The 20,006-nt window shown below is 63.2% G+C and carries 22 protein-coding genes; 5 read left to right on the top strand and 17 right to left on the bottom strand.

Features of this window, described 5'->3' with window-relative positions; genetic code table 11:
• Window position 1: 1 nt before the first annotated feature.
• Genes AB4O09_RS28285 through AB4O09_RS28220 form a run of 14 tightly spaced genes read right to left on the bottom strand, consistent with a single transcriptional unit; the run spans window position 2 to window position 13,150 of the window.
• On the bottom strand, window positions 2–1,249 hold the full coding sequence (locus AB4O09_RS28285) for an NAD(P)/FAD-dependent oxidoreductase (RefSeq protein WP_003197022.1): 1,248 nt from the start codon (window positions 1,247–1,249) through the stop codon (window positions 2–4).
• Window positions 1,236–2,393: a sodium:proton antiporter gene (locus tag AB4O09_RS28280; RefSeq protein WP_212795472.1), complete on the bottom strand. Its 1,158-nt coding sequence runs from the start codon at window positions 2,391–2,393 to the stop codon at window positions 1,236–1,238. Before AB4O09_RS28280 ends, AB4O09_RS28285 begins: the two co-directional genes overlap by 14 nt.
• Entirely contained in the window at window positions 2,390–4,729 is a 2,340-nt protein-coding gene (locus AB4O09_RS28275; RefSeq protein WP_038859601.1) for an MMPL family transporter, read from the bottom strand. Before AB4O09_RS28275 ends, AB4O09_RS28280 begins: the two co-directional genes overlap by 4 nt.
• Window positions 4,713–5,306 carry an outer membrane lipoprotein carrier protein LolA gene (locus AB4O09_RS28270; RefSeq protein ID WP_003197028.1) on the bottom strand — a complete coding sequence of 198 codons (594 nt, stop codon included), beginning with the start codon at window positions 5,304–5,306 and terminating at the stop codon, window positions 4,713–4,715. Before AB4O09_RS28270 ends, AB4O09_RS28275 begins: the two co-directional genes overlap by 17 nt.
• A complete protein-coding gene (locus AB4O09_RS28265) occupies window positions 5,303–5,728 on the bottom strand; it encodes an acyl-CoA thioesterase (RefSeq protein ID WP_003197029.1) in 426 nt (141 codons plus the stop codon). The genes AB4O09_RS28270 and AB4O09_RS28265 overlap by 4 nt, the downstream gene beginning before the upstream one ends.
• Window positions 5,721–7,265: an HAL/PAL/TAL family ammonia-lyase gene (locus AB4O09_RS28260; protein WP_003197031.1), complete on the bottom strand. Its 1,545-nt coding sequence runs from the start codon at window positions 7,263–7,265 to the stop codon at window positions 5,721–5,723. The genes AB4O09_RS28265 and AB4O09_RS28260 overlap by 8 nt, the downstream gene beginning before the upstream one ends.
• Complete coding sequence (locus AB4O09_RS28255; protein ID WP_003197033.1) at window positions 7,246–8,190, bottom strand: LpxL/LpxP family acyltransferase; 945 nt, start codon at window positions 8,188–8,190, stop codon at window positions 7,246–7,248. The genes AB4O09_RS28260 and AB4O09_RS28255 overlap by 20 nt, the downstream gene beginning before the upstream one ends.
• Window positions 8,187–8,921 (bottom strand): glycosyltransferase family 2 protein, encoded by a 735-nt coding sequence (locus AB4O09_RS28250; protein ID WP_013692101.1) that lies wholly within the window; start codon window positions 8,919–8,921, stop codon window positions 8,187–8,189. Before AB4O09_RS28250 ends, AB4O09_RS28255 begins: the two co-directional genes overlap by 4 nt.
• Window positions 8,914–10,599 carry an AMP-binding protein gene (locus AB4O09_RS28245; RefSeq protein ID WP_013692102.1) on the bottom strand — a complete coding sequence of 562 codons (1,686 nt, stop codon included), beginning with the start codon at window positions 10,597–10,599 and terminating at the stop codon, window positions 8,914–8,916. Before AB4O09_RS28245 ends, AB4O09_RS28250 begins: the two co-directional genes overlap by 8 nt.
• Window positions 10,596–11,141 carry a COG4648 family protein gene (locus tag AB4O09_RS28240; protein WP_003197038.1) on the bottom strand — a complete coding sequence of 182 codons (546 nt, stop codon included), beginning with the start codon at window positions 11,139–11,141 and terminating at the stop codon, window positions 10,596–10,598. The genes AB4O09_RS28245 and AB4O09_RS28240 overlap by 4 nt, the downstream gene beginning before the upstream one ends.
• Entirely contained in the window at window positions 11,138–11,392 is a 255-nt protein-coding gene (locus AB4O09_RS28235) for an acyl carrier protein (RefSeq protein WP_003197040.1), read from the bottom strand. The genes AB4O09_RS28240 and AB4O09_RS28235 overlap by 4 nt, the downstream gene beginning before the upstream one ends.
• A gap of 9 nt (window positions 11,393–11,401) precedes the next feature.
• Window positions 11,402–11,659 carry a phosphopantetheine-binding protein gene (locus tag AB4O09_RS28230; protein ID WP_003197042.1) on the bottom strand — a complete coding sequence of 86 codons (258 nt, stop codon included), beginning with the start codon at window positions 11,657–11,659 and terminating at the stop codon, window positions 11,402–11,404.
• Window positions 11,640–12,449, bottom strand: coding sequence for a lysophospholipid acyltransferase family protein (locus tag AB4O09_RS28225; RefSeq protein WP_003197044.1), 810 nt, complete (start codon window positions 12,447–12,449; stop codon window positions 11,640–11,642). The genes AB4O09_RS28230 and AB4O09_RS28225 overlap by 20 nt, the downstream gene beginning before the upstream one ends.
• Complete coding sequence (locus tag AB4O09_RS28220; protein WP_027911932.1) at window positions 12,425–13,150, bottom strand: beta-ketoacyl synthase chain length factor; 726 nt, start codon at window positions 13,148–13,150, stop codon at window positions 12,425–12,427. Before AB4O09_RS28220 ends, AB4O09_RS28225 begins: the two co-directional genes overlap by 25 nt.
• A 355-nt stretch (window positions 13,151–13,505) precedes the next feature.
• Between AB4O09_RS28220 and AB4O09_RS28215 the strand changes: the two genes are divergently transcribed.
• Window positions 13,506–14,276 carry a ParA family protein gene (locus AB4O09_RS28215; protein ID WP_003197050.1) on the top strand — a complete coding sequence of 257 codons (771 nt, stop codon included), beginning with the start codon at window positions 13,506–13,508 and terminating at the stop codon, window positions 14,274–14,276.
• A 149-nt stretch (window positions 14,277–14,425) separates the two neighbouring features.
• Here AB4O09_RS28215 and trxC read toward each other — a convergent pair whose 3' ends face one another.
• Both trxC and ycaC read right to left on the bottom strand, forming a co-directional pair.
• The gene (gene trxC, locus AB4O09_RS28210) at window positions 14,426–14,848 is read right to left on the bottom strand and encodes a thioredoxin TrxC (RefSeq protein WP_003197051.1); all 423 of its coding nucleotides are present in this window, start codon (window positions 14,846–14,848) and stop codon (window positions 14,426–14,428) included.
• A gap of 108 nt (window positions 14,849–14,956) precedes the next feature.
• Window positions 14,957–15,583: an isochorismate family cysteine hydrolase YcaC gene (ycaC, locus tag AB4O09_RS28205; RefSeq protein ID WP_003197053.1), complete on the bottom strand. Its 627-nt coding sequence runs from the start codon at window positions 15,581–15,583 to the stop codon at window positions 14,957–14,959.
• 206 nt (window positions 15,584–15,789) lie between these two features.
• On the opposite strand from ycaC, the gene AB4O09_RS28200 reads away from it, so the two are divergent.
• The 4 genes from AB4O09_RS28200 to AB4O09_RS28185 all read left to right on the top strand — a co-directional run bounded on the left by AB4O09_RS28200 (window position 15,790) and on the right by AB4O09_RS28185 (window position 18,085).
• On the top strand, window positions 15,790–16,695 hold the full coding sequence (locus AB4O09_RS28200; RefSeq protein ID WP_193384111.1) for a LysR family transcriptional regulator: 906 nt from the start codon (window positions 15,790–15,792) through the stop codon (window positions 16,693–16,695).
• 251 nt (window positions 16,696–16,946) lie between these two features.
• Window positions 16,947–17,225 carry a hypothetical protein gene (locus tag AB4O09_RS28195; RefSeq protein ID WP_028237531.1) on the top strand — a complete coding sequence of 93 codons (279 nt, stop codon included), beginning with the start codon at window positions 16,947–16,949 and terminating at the stop codon, window positions 17,223–17,225.
• A 165-nt stretch (window positions 17,226–17,390) separates the two neighbouring features.
• Window positions 17,391–17,687, top strand: a complete 297-nt coding sequence (locus tag AB4O09_RS28190; RefSeq protein WP_003197059.1) for a type II toxin-antitoxin system HigB family toxin — start codon at window positions 17,391–17,393, stop codon at window positions 17,685–17,687.
• Window positions 17,684–18,085: a helix-turn-helix domain-containing protein gene (locus AB4O09_RS28185; protein WP_003197061.1), complete on the top strand. Its 402-nt coding sequence runs from the start codon at window positions 17,684–17,686 to the stop codon at window positions 18,083–18,085. The genes AB4O09_RS28190 and AB4O09_RS28185 overlap by 4 nt, the downstream gene beginning before the upstream one ends.
• 442 nt (window positions 18,086–18,527) lie before the next feature.
• On the opposite strand, the gene selO is transcribed toward AB4O09_RS28185, so the two are convergent.
• Window positions 18,528–19,991, bottom strand: coding sequence for a protein adenylyltransferase SelO (selO, locus tag AB4O09_RS28180; protein ID WP_003197064.1), 1,464 nt, complete (start codon window positions 19,989–19,991; stop codon window positions 18,528–18,530).
• Between the last annotated feature and the right edge of the window lie 15 nt (window positions 19,992–20,006).

The following is a 20,006-nucleotide window of genomic DNA, read 5'->3' as shown; positions in this document are numbered from 1 at the left end:
CTCATGGCGCCGGGCTCGCGCAGATTTCCGAGAGCATGCGCAGGCGCCGCTTGGGTTCGCTGACAAACGGATTGCGCTGATCCCAGGCGTAGCCTGCCAGGATCGAGCTGATCATGCGGCGGATGTCGTCCGAACCTTCGGTGTAGAAAATCACGTCCTGGAAGGTGCCGGCGTACCAGCCCTCGACATAGCAGCGGAAGGTGTCGACGCCGCGCTTGAGCGGCTCGGCGAACTCGCTTTGCCAATCCACGCTTTCACCTTGCAACTGCCGGTGGAGCACAGCGGCGGCCATGCTCGCCGAGCGCATGGCAATGGTCACGCCGGAGGAAAACACCGGGTCGAGGAATTCCGCAGCGTTGCCCAGCAGGGCGAAGCCTTGGCCGTGCAGGGTCTTGACGTTGGCCGAGTAGCCGCCGATGGTCCGCGCCGGGGTATCCCACACGGCGTTCTGCAGCACGCCGGCCAGGCTTGGGGTTTCATCGATGAAACTGCGCAGGCAGGCATCGAGGTCGTCGGTGCGGCCGGCGAAATGTTCCGCCGCCGCGACCACGCCCACCGAGCAGCGCCCGCCGCTGAACGGAATGGTCCAGAACCACACGTCGCGTTTGCTCGGGTGGGTGGTGATCAGGATCTTTTCTCGATCGAACGCCGGGGCGTCGATGCGATCCTCGATGTGCGTGAACACCGCCTGGCGCACCGGGAAATTCGACGGTGCTTCAAGGTCCAGCAGGCGCGGCAGAACACGGCCATAGCCGCTGGCATCGAGCACGAAGTCGGCCTCGACGCAGTACTCGCTGCCATCTTCGCGCTGCACGCCCAGTCGTGGCTTGGCGAGGCTGAAGTCGGCGCTGGTGATCGCTTGGCCGTAGCGGATCTCCACGCCTTGCAGGGCGGCCTGGTCGGCCAGCAACTTGTCGAAGTCGGCGCGTTGTACCTGGAAGGTCGTGGGTTTGCCATTGCTGAAGGTATCGCCGAAATCGAAGGCGCTGTAGCGCTCGCCCCAGGCAAATGCGGCGCCGTTCTTGCGCTGGAACCCGGCGGCATTCACCGCGTCGAGCATGCCGGCTTCTTCGACGAAATCCAGGCAATGGGACAACAGGCTCTCACCGATGGAGAACCGGGGGAAATGCTGGCGCTCGATGACCAGCACATCGTGGCCCTTGCGCTTGAGCAGCGCGGCTGCGATGGCGCCGGAAGGGCCTGCGCCGATGATGACGACCTGTCGACGTTCCATTTCAACTGTTGGCACTGGAGCTCCTGGCCGGGACGGCAATCGAGGGAATACGGTGGAAACCGGTCACGGCCGGCAGCAATGTGGCGATCAGTCCCATCAGCATCAGCGTGAAGTACAACGCGGGGCTGATGAGCTGTTGTTGCAAGAGCAGATTGAGGAAGACGATTTCACTCAAGCCGCGAATGTTCAGCAGGACACTTTCGCGCCAGCGACTGGCGCCGGCGAATGACGCGGCGGCCCAACCCAGGCCCAGCCAGTTGCCCAGCAGTTTGCTGGCAATGGGCAACAGCAGCAACGCCGTCAATTGCACCCAGTCGAGGCTGCTCATGGCGCTGTGCACGTCGATCTGCACAATGCCGAACGTGAGGATCAGCGGGATCGCCAGGTATGTCTGCAAGCCCTGCATCCAGGCGATATTGAGCGGCAGCCTCAAGGGCACTTTGAGCGCGGCCATGCACAGCAGATAACCAATGCCGACGATCAGTGCATTGAGCCGGTAGTGCTCGGCCACCACCAGCAGGGCAAAGAACACACCGCTGTACAACAATGGCTGGCGCAGGCCAACCAGGCGCAACAGCAACGGCACACAGGCGCCGGCCAACGGCAACAGCAGGCTGCCCAGGTGGAGGCTGCCCTGGGCCAGGCCGAACAGGCTCCAGCAGGCCAGGTCGATCAGGATCGCCGTTTGCACCAGTCGCCGGGTGGCGGCGGGTGGGTAGTCGATGTGACGCAGGTACAGGTACAGCACCGGGATCGCCGTGATCGCAAACAGCAGTCCCACCGCCAGGGAGCTGATCCAGGGCTGGGGCGGCAGCAGCCAGAACGCTGTCGCCAGACCGCAGGCGAATGGAACGACGAAGCTTGGCAGGGCGATTTTCACGCTCTGGCGGTCCAGGCGCAGGTCGATCACGTCGCTGAGGATGTGCCCCAGCAACAGCGCGAACGCGAGGCTGTAGAGGTTCTTCAGCCACACCGGCGATACCAGTTGTACGCCGCTGAGTTGCCAGCCCGGTTCGATCCAGAAATACATCAGCAGCGGCAGGCCGAAGGTCGCCAGCAACAACTGGCTGACAATTGGGATCAACCCGAAGCGAGCGCCCAGGCGTGTGGCGACTGCGAACAGCCCCAGGGCCATGAGCCAGAACAGCAGGGTCATCATTGGGCGGGCTCCGCGACCGTCGCCGCGTGGGCTTGATGTCCCGCCCACGGCGCCAACATGAAGCTGAAGGCCAGCCCCAGGCTCACCGCCAGGCCGAAGTTGCTCACCGCCGGTGTGCTGGACAGCGCCAGCAGGCCGAACGACAGCCAGGTGGTGACCGCCGCCAGGAACGTGCCCAGCAGGCTCACGGCGGCACCGCCGATCTGCTCGCGCATCAGGATCGCGTAGTCGACGCCGATGGCCGTCACCAGCAACAGGCCGAACAGGCTGAACAAGGTCAGTGGCTGTCCCAGCCAGCCGAGGCTCGCCAGGCTGCACAGTGCGGCCAGCAACGGCAATGCCACGATGCGCAAGGCGCCGCCGACACCAAACGGCCAGATCAGCACCAGCACAATCAGCACGCAGGAGGCCAGTTTCAACTCGGCGGCGCTGACCTGCGTGGCGGCGAAGACTCGGTTCAGGTCGCCCAGGCGATCCACCAGTTGTACGCCTGGCAGATCCACCGCCTGTACCCGCAGCAGCGTCGCATCGTTCAAACCTTGCAAGCTGACCACCGCCGCAACGCCTTGCGCTGTTGGTCCGAGCCAGAGTGTGCGATACGGCTCGGCCAACGGACCGACCAGCGCGGCGTCAATGTCGGTCACTGGCAGGGCCTGTAATTGCTCCAGCTCTGCTTGCAGCGCAGCGACCGGGACGCCCAGGTCCAGCAGCGGTTGCCAGAAGGCTGGCAAGCGGGCCAGGGCCTCACGCACTTTCTGCTGTTCGGCGGGCGGACTGACCAGTTGGTTCAGCGACAGGTAGCCCTGGAGCTTTTCCAGGCCGATCAACTGATCCAGCCGCTCGTTGAGGGCGGTCTGGCGCTCCAGCAGTTGGGATTGATCGTCGGCGCGGATCAGGAAGAACTGACTGGTGGGCTGGAAACCGGTGATGCGCGCGATGTCGCGGGCTTCGTCGGTAAGGTGCTGGGGCGTGCCGATCCACTGGCGGATGTCGTTTTTCGTGGTCAGGTGCCAGAGCCCACCCGCGCAGAACGTCAGCAACAACATCAGCAGGACCGGCGTGCGTACCCGTTTCAGCAGGGCTTCGCGGGCCTTGAGCAGGTATTGGCAGACCTGGAGCGGCCATTGGGCGGGGCGCAACTCTGCGCCCTTGAGCAGCGCCGGCAGCAGGCAGACGGCGCTCAGGTAGGCGCCCACCAGCCCGGCGGCGGAAAAAATCGCGATCTGGGTCAGGGCCGGGAACGGCGTCCAGGCCAGGGCCAGGTAGCCGATGCAGGTGGTCACAAGGCTCAGGCTCAGCCCCGGCAGGGTCAGGCGCAAGGCCGGCCAGCTGCGCCAGGGCTTCAGGCTCCAGCTCTTGGACAGGTAGTGCAGCGGGTAGTCCACGGCTACGCCAATCAGGCTGGAACCCAGGACCAGGGTCATGACATGCATGCGGCCAAACAAGGCCACGCAGGCCACCGCGCCAAACAGCACGCCCACCAGCACCGGCACGAACGCCAGCCATACGCGCAGGCGCCGGAAGGCCAGCAACAGCAGCAGCAAGATGCCGACGGTCGCGCCACCGCCGACCCAGGTGATTTCCCGGGACGCCTGTTGCTGGCCGCTGGCGGCGTACAGCAGGCCGCTGGCCGCCAGCAGTTGACCTTGGGCCTGGTTCGCCTGGTCGCGGCTGCGTTGCAGCAGCTCGGCCACTTGCAGCGGCAGGTTCATGTCGAAGGCGTTGCCCTGGGCGCGGGCCCGCAGCATCACCCAGCTTTTACCGTCGGCATCGGCGACCAACGCACCGCTGCCGATGTCGAACTTTATCGCGCCGCGCTGTGGCTGGCTGTTCTGGATGCGCCCGGTCAGGCCCAGCCAGTCGTCCTGGTTCGGCACCAGGCTGAAGCCGCTGAACGGATCGAACAGAGCCTGCACCCGTTGTTGGATGAATGCCTGGGGCTGCTCGATCAATTGCTCCCGGTCCGCCGCCGAGAGCATCGCCAGCCTCCCGTTGAGCAATTGCGCGCGCAGCGCCGGCAAGTCGGCCTGCAACGTCCATTGCACCTTGTCGAACAGACCGCTGGCCTGCCATTGCTCGCCGAGGGTTTGCGCCAGGGCGATGGCTTGCTGGCGATCGGTGTGACCGACCAGCACCAGCACTTCGCGGTTGAGCGGCTCCTGCATGCGTTGTTCGGCGATGAGCTCCAGGGCATCGGGCGACGTGCCCGGCACCAGCTCCATGAGATTGGCCGACAGCGGCGCGCCGTTACGCCATTGCCAACCGGCGAGCGCGAGCACTGCCAGCAGCAGGATCAGAAACAGCCGGGGCAGCATCCGTTCACTCGGCAAAATCATGTTGCTCCGCTTCGCTCAAGGGTTGTGCGCTGTTGCTGTCCTGCATGCGCAGCACGGTACTGTCGCCTTGGGTTTCCAGCAGTTCGATGCGCTGCACCAGTTCGCCGCCGTCGATGTTGATCTGGTTGAAAACCTGTTTGAGCAGCACCGACCGCGGGGTCAGGGTGAGCTTCCATTGTTGCGGCTCGCCCGACAGGCTCAGTTCGAAATCCCGTTGCAGGCCTGTGCTGTCTCCTTGCAATACCGCCAGGAACAAGCGGTTCTGCTCGGCGCCGGCGCTCTTGTTCGGCAGCATCTGCCAGGCGTTACCGTCTCGCCGGGCGATGCCCTGGGCGGTGATGCGGTAGTCCTGTTGCAGCGGGGTTTGCAGCAGCCACAGCAGCCCGTGGTTTTTCGCCAGCACGAAGCGTCCCTTGCTGGTGAGGGGCTGGGGCAGGGCGCGCAGGTGTTTTTCCTGGATGAACTGCCCGTGGATCACTTCCGGGCGGGCCAGTTGGTCGCTCAACTGTTGCAAGTCGAACGCCTGGGCCACGGGTGCCAGGCAGCACAGCAACAGCCAGGCTGACAGGCGCTTCATGGCAGTTTCCTTTCCACGGCTTCGACAAAGACCCGGGGCGAGGCCAGCAGCATTTCGCGACTGGCGAGGTCCACGGCCACTTGCACCGAACTGGCACGGGTCAAGCGGTCGCCGGTGGTTGCGTCGCTGATCAGGTAATTGATCTTCAGCCGGTTTTCCCACTCCACCAGGCTGGCGCGCACGGTCAGGGCCTGGCCGAACATGGCGCTGCGCACGTAGCGCAGTTGCAGGTCGATGATCGGCCATGCGTGGCCGGATTCGAGCATGTCGTTGTAGTTGTGGCCGATCAGGTCGAGCAAGGCGCAGCGGGCCACTTCCAGGTATTTGACGTAGTGGCCGTGCCAGACCACGTTCATCGAATCGACATCGAAAAATGGCACCACGACCTGCGTGTCGACGTGCAAGACACCTTGGTTACGCATGCAGCCTCCAGTGTTGGTTGGCGATGCGTTGCAGGCACAGGCGCAGTTCACCTTCCAGGGCGCGGTCCTCGATCACTGGCGGGAAATCCTCGGCCAGTTGCTCGTGCATGGCGGCCAGGGCCGGTGGCAGTGGGCGGGCGTCTTCGGCACGGCTGCGCAGCCACACGCCCTGGTTGGCGGCCAGCAAGGTGGCGGCGGCGACTTGTTCGGTCAGCTCCAGTACGCGGATGGCGTCGCGGGCGGCGATGGTGCCCATGCTCACCTTGTCCTGGTTGTGGCACTCGGTGGAACGCGAGAACACGCTGGCCGGCATGGTGTTTTTCAGGGCTTCGGCGGTCCAGGCACTGGTGCCGATCTGCACGGCCTTGAAGCCATGGTTGAGCATCGCCCGGTCGGCGCTGGCGCCGGACAGGTTGCTTGGCAGGCCATGGTTGTAGCGCTCGTCCACCAGCAGCGCGAGCTGGCGGTCCAGCAAGTCGGCGACGTTGGCCACCAGGTTCTTCAGGCTGTCCATGGCGAAGGCGATATGCCCGCCGTAGAAATGCCCGCCGTGCAGCACGCGCTCGGCTTCGGCGTCGATGATCGGGTTGTCGTTGGCACTGTTGAGTTCGGTTTCGATGAACGCGCGCAGCCAGCCCAGGCTGTCGGCCAATACCCCAAGCACATGGGGCGCGCAGCGCAGGGAATAGCGGTCCTGCAGGCGATGCAGCGGCGCGGTTGGAGCGTCGATCGCCAGGTCCTTGCGCAGCCACGCGGCGACTTGCATCTGCCCCGGGTGCGGCTTGGCGGCGAACAGGCGTTCGTCGAAGTGTTCCGGGTTGCCTTGCAGGGCGACGACGTTCAGCGCGGTGATGCGCGTCGCCAGTTGCAGCAGGTAGTCGGCGCGGGCGAAGGCCAGGCAGGCCAGGCCGGTCATCACGGCGGTGCCGTTCATCAGCGCCAGGGCCTCCTTGGGCCGCAGCACCAGCGGGGTCCAGTCCAGTTCGCGGTGCACATCGGCGGCCAGGCGCCGTTCGCCACGGAACATCACTTCCCGCTCGCCCGACAGCGTTGCGGCAACGTAGGACAGCGGCGTCAGGTCACCGCTGGCGCCCACCGAGCCTTCTTCCGGAATCAGCGGCAGGATGTCGTGTTCGAGAAAGGCCTGCAGGCGTTCCAGCAGTTCCACCCGCACCCCCGACACGCCGTGGCACAGCGACTGCAGACGCGCCGCCAGCACCGCACGGGTGGCCTGGGCGTCGAGCAGCTTGCCCAGGCCGCAGCCGTGGAACGTGTACAGGTGACGCGGCAGGGCCTCGACGTGGTGCAACGGCACGGCCACCACGCAGGAGTCGCCGTAACCGGTGGTCACGCCGTAGATAACGCCTTCCTTGTCCAGCAAGGAATCGAGGAATTGCGCACCCTTGGCGATGCGCTGGCGGAACGCCGGGTCATCCTGCAACTGCGTCGGTGCCTGACGGTTGGCCAGGGCCAGCACATCTTCGATGCGCAAGGGGCGTTCGCCGAAGGTTACCGGCTCAAGAGTGGGCATCGTCATCGGTCTTCCAGAAAGGGTAAAAGTTGAACCACTGTTGGGGGGCCTGGAGGCAGTATTGCGCCAGACGCTCGGCATAGCGGCCAGCCCAGTGGGCGATCACTTGCTCGCGGTCGTTGCGTTTCCACACCACGGCATCGGCGAAAGGTTCGAGGGTGACGCGATAGCGCCCCTCGTGCTTGAGGCACATCAGCAGGTTGACCGGGCATTTCAGCAGGCCGGCCAGTAGCCAGGGGCCCTGGGGAAAGGCGGCCGGGTGGCCCATGAAGTCCACGGTCACGCTGCGCCCGCCGTGCAGCGGTACGCGGTCGCCGGCAATTGCCAGCCACTCGCCGCGCTCCAGGCGTTCGCTCAACTGCAACATGATCACCGGGTCCAGCTCGCTGACCTGGATCAGCCGCAGATGCGTGGCACCGGCTTCGCCCAGCAAACGGTTGAACTGCTCGGCGTGCTTGGTGTGCACCAGCACGTTCATGGTCACTTTCTCGCCTAGCTCGGCCAGGGCCCGGCACATTTCCAGGTTGCCCAGGTGCGCGCCCACCAGCATTTGCCCGCGGGTGTCTCGCAAGTGATTGCGCAGCAGCGCCTTATCGACGATTTCGATCTGGTCGATGCTCAGCTTGCCGTTCCAGACGTCGAGCTTGTCCAGCAGGGAGTCGGCAAAGGCCATGAACTGCCCGAACACCCGCCAGCGGGTCGGGCGCAGCTCGGGACGTGCGCTCCAGTCGGCCAGGCGCTGCTGATATTGCCAGGCCGCCTGGCGCGCGCTGCGGCCGAAAATGAAGAAGTACAGGACGATGCCGTACAGCACCGGGGTCAGCAAGCGCCGGCCGAGCACCTTGGCGGCGACTGCGGTGAGTTTCATCAGCCAGAAACTGCCGCGCTCCTGGCGGTCGGCCCAATGTTGCTTGTCTTGCTGAAGGCTCATGCCCGCCACCGTCGCCAGAGAATCAGGGGAAAGCGCACGAGCATGCCGAAGAACAACCGGGTGTGCATGCTGGAAATCAGCACGTTGTCGTGGAACAGGCGAAAGTGCGAGACCCCGTCCTGGGGGTAGTGGACCCGCGTGTGCAGCCAGTGCATCGGCTGATTGCGCCAGGCCAGGCGCACGAGGATGTCCGAATCGAAATCCATGCGCTTGCCGATATTGGCCGAGTCGATCAGCGCCAGGGTCGGTGCCAGCGGATAGACCCGAAAGCCGCACATGGAGTCGCGGATTTGCAAGGACAGGCTGTTGATCCAGACCATCACGTGGGTCAGGTAGCGCGCGTACAGGCGACCTTTCGGCACGCTGGCGTCGTAGCGCGGATAACCACAGATCACCGCGTCCGGGTGGGCACGGGATTGTTCGATGAAGACTTTCACGTCGCCTAGATCGTGCTGCCCGTCGGCGTCCACCTGCAAGGCGTGGCTGAAACCCAGGCGCGAAGCCTCGCGCAGGCCGGTCATTACCGCGCCGCCCTTGCCCTGGTTGACCGCCAGCCTGACCAGATGAACCCGCTCGCCCTCGGCCAGCCGATCGAGCACGGCGGCACACGCCGGGCTGCTGGCGTCATCCACCAGCACGCAGGGCAGGCCGTTGGCGAGCAACGCTTGGACCACCGCCGAGATGGCGGTTTCATGGTTGTAGACCGGTATGACGGCGCAGGGGTTATGCATGCTCATCCCTTTCCCCCAGCACAATCCGCCCGCTGGAGCAGGCCGCCGTGTCATTGCGGTAGGCGAAGTACAGCTTGCCGCGCTCGCGGTCGAAGCGCAGGTGCAGTTGGATTTCATCGCCGGGGCGCACCAGTTGCTGGAATTTCAGCACTTCCATGCCGACGAACCGGGGCGGCAGGTCCAGCAATTGACGGCCCAGGCTCAAGGCCCAATCGACCTGCACCACGCCCGGCAGTACCGGCGCGGTGGGGAAGTGGCCGCTGAAGTACGCCAGGTCTGGCGGCACGACCAGTTGCAGGCTCCACTCACCGTCGGTTTCGACGTGTTCCAACACTTCGGGAGCCTTGGGCCGTGGCGCCATCAGCAGCGCCTCGACTTCGGCCTGGGGCAGCTTGCCCTGGGCGTTGAGCGGCAACTGCCGCAACCAGCGCCAGCGCCGTGGCAGGGCGAGGGTTTCGCAATGTTCGCTCAGGTGCCGGCGCAGGCCTTCGGTAACGGCGCGCCGGCCCTGGTTGCGCAAGGCTCGCAGGCCGGCGTCGCTCAGCACCAGCAGTGCGCCGAGGGAGGCGCGGTTCTCCTGCACCACCCCCAGCCGCGCTTCGCTGACCCAGTCGTGGGCCACCAGCGCTTGTTCGAGCATCGGCAGGGAGATGCGTTTTTCTTCGAGCTTGACGATACGGTCCAGTCGCCCGAGCAACTCAAAGCGCCCATCTTCGGCGATTCGTGCCGCGTCGGCGGTGTGTTCCACATGCCCGGCCGGCAGATAGGGCGACGCGATCAGCAAGGCGCCGTCGCTGTCCTGGCTCAGTTCGACGTCGGCAAAGGGTTGCCACAATCCGCTGCCCTGGCGCCAGGCGATGCCGCCGGTTTCCGAACTGCCGAAAATTTCCGTCGGCCATTGCCCCAGGCGCTGCTGCAAGCTTTGCGCTGCCTCGGGGGGCAAGGCGCCGCCAGAGGAGAACACCCGGCGCACGCAGCTCAAGGCCGGCCAATCGAGGTTGTCGCCCATGCGCTTGAGCAGTGCCGGGCTGGCGACCCAGGCGAAGGTCGGTTGCTCGCGGCTGGCGCGTTGCAGGTCTTCCGGGAAGGCCAATTGCCGACGCACGAACGCACGCCCGGCGCACAGCGGCCACAGCACCCGGAACAGCAACCCGTAGATGTGCTGGGTAGCAACGCTGCCGATCATGCAGGCCGGGCCCAGGTCGGCGCCCCACAGGTGTTCCAGGGCCTGGACCTCGTTGCTTAACTGGCGCAGGGTTTTCTCGATGCGCTTGGGCTCGCCGCTGGAGCCGGAGGTGCACAGGCTCAGCCAGCAGTGATCGAGGTCCAGTTCGGCGGCGTCCATCGGCGCCTGTTGCAAGTTGCCGGGATGTGTATCGCCGGGCTGGTCGGTCAGCCACAGGTCCACGTCCGCCGCCCAGCGCTGGCGTGTCTGCGCTTGCAGGTCGGCCGGAAGCAGGACTCGGACCCCGGCGCGCCAGGCACCGAGCAGGGCGACGGCGAGGTCGGCGGCATCTTCCAGGTGCACCGCCACATGCCGCACGCCCCGAGCTTGCAGGCCAGCCGCCAGGCGCAACGCCGCGTCCCGCAGTTGCGAGTGATTCAGCGCCGGATCGACCGCAACGGCGCGTTCCGGCTGAGCCTTGAGCAGCATCTGCTCAAGTGTTATCCAATTCATGGGCGGCCTCTTACCCGTTGTCGTATGAGCCATTCAATGGCAAACAGCAGCCCCATCAATCCGTAGGAAATCAGGCCGGTGTACAACATCCACCAGCTCAGCGGCGCCCAGAGGGTCAGGGCGGCGGCGAGCAAACCGTTACATAGGAAAAACACACTCCAGGCCACCGTGACCTGGCGCGTATACACCACCGCCTTGGCCGGCAGCTGCGGTTCGCGCAGGCGGGCCAGGCGTTCGATCATCGGCGGGCCGTATTTCAGGCTCAGCACGAACAGCCCGAACATGAACGCGCTGATCAGCACCGGGTACCAGCGCAGCAGGAGCGGGCTGTCGAACAGCGCGAGCAATATACAAAACACGATTGCCGTGGCCGCCATCCAGCGGCTGCCGGCCCCACCCTTGCCAAGCAACGCCCGGGCCAGCCACAGGCTACCCAGCAGCAGCCCGAACTGCCACGGGGCGAAGTGCTCCATGCCGAAATACACCGCAAAGGGGTAGAGCAGGCCCGCCAGCAGCAAGCCGAGGCCAATCAGCCGGGTCATGCGGCCGGTTGAACCAGTCGATAAACTGCCTCGACCACGTCATTGACGGTGCGCACCGACTTGAATTCTTCGGCGGCGATTTTCTTGCCGGTCTGGCGCTTGATGTGGTCGATCAGGTCGACCGCGTCGATGCTGTCGATTTCCAGGTCCTGGTACAGGTTCGATTCCAGCGTCACACGCTCAGGGTCCAGCTCGAAAAGCTCGACCAGAGCATCGCGCAGGGTGTGGAAAATATCGTCACGAGTTTGCATGATCCGGTCTCAGGGGCGTTTTGCAGTGACGAAGGCCGCAAGGCTTGCCACATTGCTGAAATGGTTACGGGTGTCCTTGGCGTCGGCGTCTATCTTGATGCCGTACTTCTTCTGGATCGCCAGGCCTAGTTCCAGGGCATCCACAGAGTCCAGGCCCAAGCCTTCGCCGAACAGGGTCTGATGGTCGCCGATGTCATCGACTTCAATGTCTTCCAGGCCGAGCGCTTCGATGATCAGCTGTTTGATGTCACGGTGCAGATCGCTCATCTTCGGCGAGCTCCTTGATGTAATAGTGATGCAGAAAATCGTTGAGCCTGCGCGAAGCCTGGGGTGGCGGGCCGAGCGCGGCGAACGCCTGTGGGTCTATATCGGCCCCGACGTGAAAACTGAAGTGCACGCGGCGCTGGGGGATGCGATACCAGGGTTCAGCCTTGGTCAGGGTCGTGGGGCAGACCTTGATCGTGACGGGTGTGAGGATTTTCGCACCCCGCAGGGCGATGGCCGCCGCCCCCCGATGAAAGGCCGGCACCTGGCCTGGCTGGGTGCGCGTCCCTTCGGGGAAGACGATCAGCGTCTGGCCCTCTTGCAGGGCGTCGCTGGCGGCATCGAGCATGTCCATGCTGCCGTCGTTGCTGATGTATTGGGTCGAATGCAACGGGCCCCGGGTAAAGGGGTTGTCCCAGAGGCTTTGCTTGACCACGCAGTTGGCGTCGCGCACCAGCCCGATCAGGAACACCACGTCGATCAGCGACGGGTGGTTGGCAATGATCATCTGCCCGGGGCGCCCGAGTCGTTCGGCGCCATCGATTTTGTAGGTGAGCACGCCGGTGCGGGCCATGAACCGGATAAAGAACCAGAACAACCGCCCGACCGTGCGGCGCGCCCTTTGGCGGTGGGCCTGGGCATCGCCGGGCCACCAGGCCAGCAGCGGGAACACCAGCAAACGCAGGCACAGCCCGCCCAGCCCGAACAGGGCGAAGCTTGCAGCGGTCGCGATCAGGCGCCAGTAATAGGCGTCTCGATGTTTCCCGGTCACCGGTTGCGTTGCCAGGTCCATACACGATTCTTCCAGGCATGTTGGCAGGTGGTTTTGTCGTCCAGCAGCGTACGCAATAGATCCAGGGCATGGGGCCAGTCGCTGCCCGGCGATTGGCCGGCCTGCGCGCACAGGTCCAGTTGCCAGTCATCGCCCGGGGTCAGCAGCAGGCCCATGGCATAGGGAAACGGCACGTCATCGACCCACGGTGCATAGACTTGCGGAGGTTGTTCTTCGGTGATCACCAGCAGCACCGCAGGCGACCCTTCGTTCAACAGCGCGACGGCCTCCAGCACGCCGTGTTCCAGGCCATCGCCAGTGGCGGCCAGGGCGGTCATTTCGCTGGTTTCGCCGCGCATGATCGACCACAGGCCAATCACCGCGTTGTGCACCGACAGACTGAATTGGGTCGGCGACAAAGGCTGGTCGGCTGCCAGGTCCTTGAGAATCTCAAAAGTGCGCGGGGTTTCGCCGTGGCGGGAAATAAAGACCAACGGTAGGTCCGGCCGGCCCTCGGCCAGCGGCCAGCCAACACTGAAGGCCATCCGCGCCAGGCGGCTGAGGCGCCGGCGCTGCATGGCCGGCAGGAACGAAACGTCAGGGGCGGCATCGCTGGCCGGCAATACGACCGGCTGTCGGCTCCATGCCTGCCAATCGTCCACGCTTTCGAGCCCAGGGGCCCATGCGCGCCATTGGGCGATATTGAAATTGATCACAAAAATTCATCCCACCCCTGCGGGCTTTTATTGTCACGGTTCAGTGGCTTGACCCGCGTCCATCCCTGCATGGTCTTGAGACCCAAGTGGCGCGCATTATCCCGGTGCGACTGGCTTGTAGCAAATATTGGTTACATTTTGCCCAACGAAATGTACGAGTTGGTCCGCTCAAGGCCAGGCTTGGACCATTGTCGCGATCATCATGAGCCTGTCTGTCGGTTGTTTCTGTCACGGTCTGGACGAATTGACGCCTGAATCGTTGGAAAAGCCACTGTTGCTTGTAGTCCTTCTACGCAGAAGGTAGCTAAGCGGTGTCGCTGCCTACTACACTCGGGAATCTTTGATACACGGAGGTTTTGACATGCGGCGTGTGGTGTTCAATCAGAAAGGTGGCGTGGGCAAATCCAGTATCGCCTGCAATCTGGCGGCAGTGAGCGCCAGCGAAGGCTATCGCACGCTGTTGGTGGACCTGGATGCCCAGGCCAACTCCACTCAATACCTGACTGGTTTGACCGGCGATGACATTCCCATGGGCATTGCCGACTTCTTCAAGCAAACCCTGTCGTCCGGGCCGTTCTCGAAAAAGAACAAGGTGGATATCTACGAAACGCCGTTCGACAACCTGCACGTGATCACCGCCACGGCGGAGCTGACGGATCTGCAGCCCAAGCTTGAGGCCAAGCACAAGATCAACAAGCTGCGCAAACTGCTTGAAGAGCTGGAGGAAGATTACGACCGGATTTACCTGGACACCCCGCCCGCACTGAATTTCTATGCGGTTTCAGCATTGATCGCCGCCGATCGGGTACTGATCCCCTTCGACTGCGACAGCTTCTCCAGGCAGGCGCTGTATGGCCTGCTGGCGGAAATCGAAGAGCTCAAGGACGACCATAACGAAGGCCTGGAAGTCGAAGGCATCGTGGTCAACCAGTTCCAGGCCCGGGCCAGCCTGCCGCAGCAGATTCTCGACGAACTGATCGCCGAAGGGCTGCCGGTATTGCCGGTGTACCTGAGCAGTTCGGTGCGCATGCGCGAATCCCACCAGGCCAGCCTGCCGCTGATCCACCTCGACCCACGGCACAAGCTGACCTTGCAGTTCATGGAGCTGCATAGCCTGCTGGAAAGCGCCTGATCTGGCCTGTGTAAAACCAATGTGGGAGCAACTGTGTGGGAGCAAGGCTTGCCCGCGATGAAAACGCCGCGGTCTCTTGAGGACCGCAGCGCCTGGATCGCGAGCAAGCTTTGCTCCCACAAAGCCCGCTCCCGCATGAGCGATTTGATTCAAATCCCCTGGCTGCGCAACCAAGCCATCAACTGCGGCAACGGCAGCGCCCCACTCTGGCGCGCCACTTCCCGGCCGTTCTTGAACAGGATCAGGCTGGGAATCGAGCGGATTCCCAGCTGCGCCGATAATTGCTGGTTGGCCTCGCTGTCGAGCTTGGCCAAGCGGCATTTGCCCGACAGCTGCGTAGCGGCTTGTTCGAACACGGGCGCGAAGGACTTGCACGGCCCACACCAATCGGCCCATACATCCACCAGCAATGGCAGGTCGCCTTTGATCTGGCTGGCGTAGTCGCCTTGCTTGAGTTCGAACGGTTTGCTCAATAACACCTGGGCCTTGCAGCGCCCGCACTTGGGCTGGTCGCCCAGGCGTTCGGCGGGTATGCGATTGAGCCCGTTGCAATGGGGGCAGGGGATCAGCATCAGGTCAGTCTCCAGAAAATCATGGGTACAGATTGAACACTATATAGAAACCACCACAAAAACTTGTGGGAGCGAGCTCGCTCCCACAGGGGTAAATCGGTGTGGCTGTTATTTGGCGTTGGTCAGCGTGTTGTAGCTGGTCATCAGGTTGCGGTAGTCCGGGATGTGGTTGGAGAACAAGGTCGCCAGCCCTTCCACGTCGTTGCGCCAGTCGCGGTGCAGTTCACAAGCCAGGCCGAACCAGGTCATCAACTGAGCACCCGAGGACGACATGCGGTCCCAGGCCGATTGACGGGTCAGTTCGTTGAACGTGCCGGACGCATCGGTAACCACGAACACGTCGAAACCTTCGGCCAGGGCCGACAGTGCCGGGAAGGCCACGCAGACTTCAGTAACCACACCAGCGATGATCAGTTGCTTCTTGCCGGTGGCCTTGATGGCTTTGACGAAATCTTCGTTGTCCCAGGCGTTGATCTGGCCGGGGCGAGCGATGTACGGCGCGTCCGGGAACAGGCTCTTGAGCTCGGGCATCAACGGGCCGTTGGGGCCGGTTTCGAAGCTGGTGGTGAGGATGGTCGGCAGCTGGAAGTACTTCGCCAGATCGGCCAGGGCCAGCACGTTGTTCTTGAAACGGTCCGGGTCGATGTCGCGCACCAGGGACAGCAGGCCGGCTTGATGGTCCACCAGCAGGACGGCGGCGTTATCTTTGTCGAGACGGTTGTAGGAAGTGGTCATGGCGTAGTCCTCATTAAGTTTTGGTTGCCGAAGGTGTCGGCGTGGTTAAGGTTTTCAATGTCGGTGTAGCGATGTTCGGTGACTCATCCGGTCGAAGCGCCCCGGCTTCAACCCGTGTTGCGTTTCGATGGGTGTAGATTAAAACTGGCACCTTTGATGCGCTAGACTGCAAAAATCCGCCTTAGCGTTCTATTTGGAGAACGATCATCGAAGACCTCAACACGCTTTACTACTTCACCCAGGTGGTCGAGCACCGTGGGTTCGCCGCTGCGGGCCGGGCGCTGGACATGCCAAAGTCCAAGCTCAGCCGGCGTATCGCCCAGTTGGAAGATCGGCTCGGGGTACGCTTGCTCCATCGCACCAGCCGCCACTGCACATTGACGGAGATCGGCCAGGCCTATTACCAGCGCTGCCTGGCGATGCGGGTCGAAGCCGAGAGTGCAGCGGAAGTGATCGAGCGCAATCGCTCCGAGCCCCAAGGGCTGGTGCGCATCAGTTGCCCGACGGCACTGCTCAACAGTTGGGTCGGGCCGATGCTGACCCGCTATATGCTCAAGTATCCGCGGGTGGAGTTGTTCATCGAGAGCACCAACCGCCGGGTGGACCTGATCCATGAAGGGTTCGATATCGCCTTGCGGGTACGCTTTCCGCCGCTGGAAAACACCGACATGGTCATGAAAGTGCTGAGCAACAGTACCCAGTGCCTGGTGGGCAGTCCGGCTTACCTGGAGCGCTTGTCTTCACCGGCTTCCCCGGCAGACCTCAACGGCTTGCCCAGCGTGCATTGGGGCGCGGCGCAGCGTGAATACCAGTGGGAATTGTTCGGCCCGGACGGCACCCGTGCGCTGATCCGCCATGAACCGCGCATGGTCACCGACGACCTGCTCGCCCTGCGTCACGCCGTGCTGGCCGGCATTGGCATTGCCCATCTGCCCACCGTGGTGGTCCGCGAAGACATAGCGGCCGGCCGGCTGGTGGAGCTGGTGCCGGGCTGGACACCCAAGTGCGGGATCGTCCATGCGATCTTTGCTTCACGACGCGGGTTGCTGCCGTCGGTGCGTACGCTGATTGATTTTCTGGCCGAGGAATTCAGTCAGAGTGATATGGCGTAGGGCAGACTCCCTTGAGTGAGCGTGCTTCTGTGGGAGCTGAGCTTGCTCGCGATGAACGATAACGCGGTCTTCCGGTAGGTCGAGGGTGCCTTCATCGCGAGCAAGCTCAGCTCTCACAGGCTGTTCACCGACCTTCCTTCCGGGGTTCGCCAAAGTTATCCAAGGCTGCCATTCATCAGGTGCGCCGCACTGAAAAGGTGTCACGGCCTCAAAAAGACACCACGTACCTGCTTGCAATCTCAGGAGGTCCCATGAGCCATCCTCAAGACCCAGCCACTCCCCAGGCAGTGGACAACCCCAACGACGACGGCTTCGTCCTCGGCACCGCCGGTCGCGACGAAGACCCCAACGCCGCCCCTTCTTATGCCATCGATCGCCGCCACGACCGGGATGAACTGACCCCTGAAGACGCCCGCGGCTTGCCCGGCTACCCGGAGGAGAAGCCCGCGGCCAAACCCAAGGAGAAGGGGGTTGAAGAGGCAGAGCCGGGGATCGAGACGCCTGAGCAGGGGAACGATAAGGTTGGATGAGCAGGACTCATATCTGCTCACATTTCTTACCGAGGCCTAAAGCTTTTGGCGATTAGGCTGGAAACCAGCAAGAGCTAACCATTTGTCTAACTGGCGCTATCGCAATTTGCGATGCGCCAGATTTGTGTTTAACTTCCCCATAGCAAAATGCGATAAGGACGTTGCATGCATGTGATCACTGAGAAACGCATTTGGGAGGCCAAGGATAAATGGCCACATTCAGCGAATGCGTTGGATCAATGGTATCGGCTGATCAAGCGCAATAGTCCGGCTGATTTCGCGGCGATGAAATCCATATTTCCGGCAACCGATAAGGTCGGTCCGCTGCATGTGTTTGACATCGGTGGAAACAAGTTGCGGCTGATTGCGGTGATTCGATACCGAGCGCAGCGTCTGTATATCAAATGCGTGCTTGACCATCGGGAATACGACAGAGGCAAGTGGAAGGAGGAAAAGGGATGAGTGCACTGATCGAACAAGTCGCCGCCCATTGGGAGTTTGTGTCGCCCCTGCTGCGTAAGCCCAGGAGCGAAGAGGATTACGACCGGTTGGTTGCAGCGCTCGATGAATTGTTGGAGTTGGTTGGCGAAGAAGAAGCCCATCCGCTGATGAGCCTGGTGGACATCATCGGTGAATGGATCGAGGCCTGGGATCATCAACACCGGCCGATGCCCAAGGCCACTGGTGTTGAGGCGCTTCGTTATCTGATGCGCGAACACGGTTTGAGCCAGAGCGATTTGCCGGGCATAGGCGCCCAGTCGGTGGTATCGGAGATATTGAGCGGCAAGCGCCAGCTCAATTTAAGGCAGATCCGCTGGTTGGCGGAGCGCTTCGGCGTATCGGTTGAGACCTTTATTTGATGGCTTGGCGCGCTAACTGTGGCGAGGGAGTGGCCGCCGCGTCTTCGACGCTGCGCTGTCGCGCAGGGAACTAGAGCGACATCCACGAGGTATCTGTTTTTGATCGTTCCCACGCTCTGCGTGGGAATGCATCCCGTGACGCTCTGCGTCACACCCCAGAAGCGGAACGCGGAGCGTCCCTGGCGACATTCCCACGCAGGAGCGTGGGAACGATCAATATGTGTTTTCAGCCTTAAAAATCACATGGTTGCAATTTGTTCCATGAGAGCCTGCTCCCGCTCGGCTCTGTAGGAGCTGCCGAAGGCAGCGATCTTTTGATCTTTCGCTTGGGATTCAAGTGTCTGGGGAAAGATCGCAGCCTCGTTGCACTCGACAGCTCCTACAACGCTGCCCAGCGGGAGCAAGCTCCCTCGTCACAGGGTCATGTGTTTGGCGGCAAGGGTTACGACGAGCAACTGATCTCCAGATGCTTGCCCCACTCCGGCGGACGTTGCGCGTAGCTGTCCATGCCGGGTTGTTCCTCGAACGGCTTGCTCAGCACCGTGTGCAGGCGGCGGACTTCTTCGTAGTCGCCGGATTCGGCGGCGTCGATGGCTTTCTGCGCCAGGTAGTTGCGCAGCACATACAGCGGGTTCACCGCGTGCATCCGGGCGCGGCGCTGGTCTTGCTCGACAGCGCCGTCGCGGTTGACGCGGGCGATGTAAAGCTCGCCCCAGGCATCGAATCCCTTGAGGTCGACGAAGTCATCGCGCAGGGTGGCGATGGCTTGCTCGGGGGCTTGGTCGCCCAGCCGGCGGAAGAACAGGCTGTAGTCGACGCCGCTGTTCTGCATCAATTGCAGCAGGCGCTCCAGCAGTTTCTGGTCATCCTCCTCGGCGCGGGTCAGGCCGAGGCGGCGGCGCATCAGGTCCAGGTAGTGGGCCTGGTATAGCGGCAAGTACAGGCCAAGGGTCTCACGCAGGGCTTCGACGCTGATGAACGGCGTCAAGGCCTGGGCCAGGGCGCTGAGGTTCCACTGGCCGATGGGCACCTGGTTGCTGAACGAGTAGCGGCCCTGGTCATCGGAGTGGTTGCAGATGAAGTTGGCGTCGAAGTCGTCGAGGAAGGCGAACGGCCCGAAGTCGAAGGTGATGCCCAGGATCGACATGTTGTCGGTGTTCATCACGCCGTGGCAGAAACCGTAAGCCTGCCATTTGGCAATCAGCTCGGCGTTGCGCTCGACGATCTCGCGGAACATCGCCAGGTACGGCTCCGGTTGTTCACGGCACTCGGCAAAGTGCAGGTTCAACACGTGCTCGGCGAGGGCCGCATGCAGCTCGGGTTTCTTGGTGTAGTAGAAATATTCGAAATGCCCGAAGCGTACGTGGCTGGGTGCCAGGCGCAGCACCATGGCGGCGCGCTCCTGCTTTTCGCGCCACACCGGGGTGTCGGAGCCGATCACGCACAAGGCGCGGGTAGTGGGGATGCCCAGGGCGTGCAGGGCTTCGGAGGCGAGGAATTCGCGGATAGAGGAGCGCAGCACCGCGCGCCCGTCGCCCATCCGTGAGAACGGCGTCTGGCCGGCGCCCTTGAGGTGCAGGTCCCAGTGTTCGCCGGCCTCGTTGTACACCTCGCCCAGCAGCAGCCCGCGGCCATCGCCCAGTTGCGGGTTGTAGTGACCGAACTGATGCCCCGAATACACCATCGCCCGGGGCTCGGTTTCGGCCCAGAGCTTGTGGCCGCCAAAGATCTCGGCAAACAGCGGTGCCTCGGCTTCCACCGGGTCCAGGTCCAGCAGTGCCATGGCGGCCGGGCTGGCGACGACCAGCCGCGGATTGTCGATGGGCTCGGGCAGCACGTGGGTCGATAAACCGTCGCCCAGGCGGGCGAAGCGGTTATCGAAGGTCAAGGTTTCCAGCGTTTTCATGGCCGTCTCCGGCGC

The organism is Pseudomonas sp. H1_F01 (assembly GCF_054681425.1).
The sequence above is the reverse complement of the archived record's forward strand: the minus strand, read 5'-3'. Positions and strand labels throughout refer to the sequence as shown.

What these genes read in the sequence shown, in the direction of transcription:
- ycaC (WP_003197053.1), bottom strand. Translation starts at nt 15,583, where the DNA reads ATGACCACTTCCTACAACCGTCTCGACAAAGATAACGCCGCCGTCCTG.
- AB4O09_RS28215 (WP_003197050.1), top strand. Translation starts at nt 13,506, where the DNA reads ATGCGGCGTGTGGTGTTCAATCAGAAAGGTGGCGTGGGCAAATCCAGT.
- AB4O09_RS28225 (WP_003197044.1), bottom strand. Translation starts at nt 12,449, where the DNA reads ATGGACCTGGCAACGCAACCGGTGACCGGGAAACATCGAGACGCCTAT.
- AB4O09_RS28265 (WP_003197029.1), bottom strand. Translation starts at nt 5,728, where the DNA reads ATGCGTAACCAAGGTGTCTTGCACGTCGACACGCAGGTCGTGGTGCCA.
- AB4O09_RS28270 (WP_003197028.1), bottom strand. Translation starts at nt 5,306, where the DNA reads ATGAAGCGCCTGTCAGCCTGGCTGTTGCTGTGCTGCCTGGCACCCGTG.
- AB4O09_RS28250 (WP_013692101.1), bottom strand. Translation starts at nt 8,921, where the DNA reads ATGCATAACCCCTGCGCCGTCATACCGGTCTACAACCATGAAACCGCC.
- AB4O09_RS28260 (WP_003197031.1), bottom strand. Translation starts at nt 7,265, where the DNA reads ATGACGATGCCCACTCTTGAGCCGGTAACCTTCGGCGAACGCCCCTTG.
- AB4O09_RS28240 (WP_003197038.1), bottom strand. Translation starts at nt 11,141, where the DNA reads ATGACCCGGCTGATTGGCCTCGGCTTGCTGCTGGCGGGCCTGCTCTAC.
- AB4O09_RS28195 (WP_028237531.1), top strand. Translation starts at nt 16,947, where the DNA reads ATGAGCCATCCTCAAGACCCAGCCACTCCCCAGGCAGTGGACAACCCC.
- trxC (WP_003197051.1), bottom strand. Translation starts at nt 14,848, where the DNA reads ATGCTGATCCCCTGCCCCCATTGCAACGGGCTCAATCGCATACCCGCC.
- AB4O09_RS28190 (WP_003197059.1), top strand. Translation starts at nt 17,391, where the DNA reads ATGCATGTGATCACTGAGAAACGCATTTGGGAGGCCAAGGATAAATGG.
- selO (WP_003197064.1), bottom strand. Translation starts at nt 19,991, where the DNA reads ATGAAAACGCTGGAAACCTTGACCTTCGATAACCGCTTCGCCCGCCTG.
- AB4O09_RS28185 (WP_003197061.1), top strand. Translation starts at nt 17,684, where the DNA reads ATGAGTGCACTGATCGAACAAGTCGCCGCCCATTGGGAGTTTGTGTCG.
- AB4O09_RS28235 (WP_003197040.1), bottom strand. Translation starts at nt 11,392, where the DNA reads ATGCAAACTCGTGACGATATTTTCCACACCCTGCGCGATGCTCTGGTC.
- AB4O09_RS28245 (WP_013692102.1), bottom strand. Translation starts at nt 10,599, where the DNA reads ATGAATTGGATAACACTTGAGCAGATGCTGCTCAAGGCTCAGCCGGAA.
- AB4O09_RS28230 (WP_003197042.1), bottom strand. Translation starts at nt 11,659, where the DNA reads ATGAGCGATCTGCACCGTGACATCAAACAGCTGATCATCGAAGCGCTC.
- AB4O09_RS28275 (WP_038859601.1), bottom strand. Translation starts at nt 4,729, where the DNA reads ATGATTTTGCCGAGTGAACGGATGCTGCCCCGGCTGTTTCTGATCCTG.
- AB4O09_RS28280 (WP_212795472.1), bottom strand. Translation starts at nt 2,393, where the DNA reads ATGATGACCCTGCTGTTCTGGCTCATGGCCCTGGGGCTGTTCGCAGTC.
- AB4O09_RS28255 (WP_003197033.1), bottom strand. Translation starts at nt 8,190, where the DNA reads ATGAGCCTTCAGCAAGACAAGCAACATTGGGCCGACCGCCAGGAGCGC.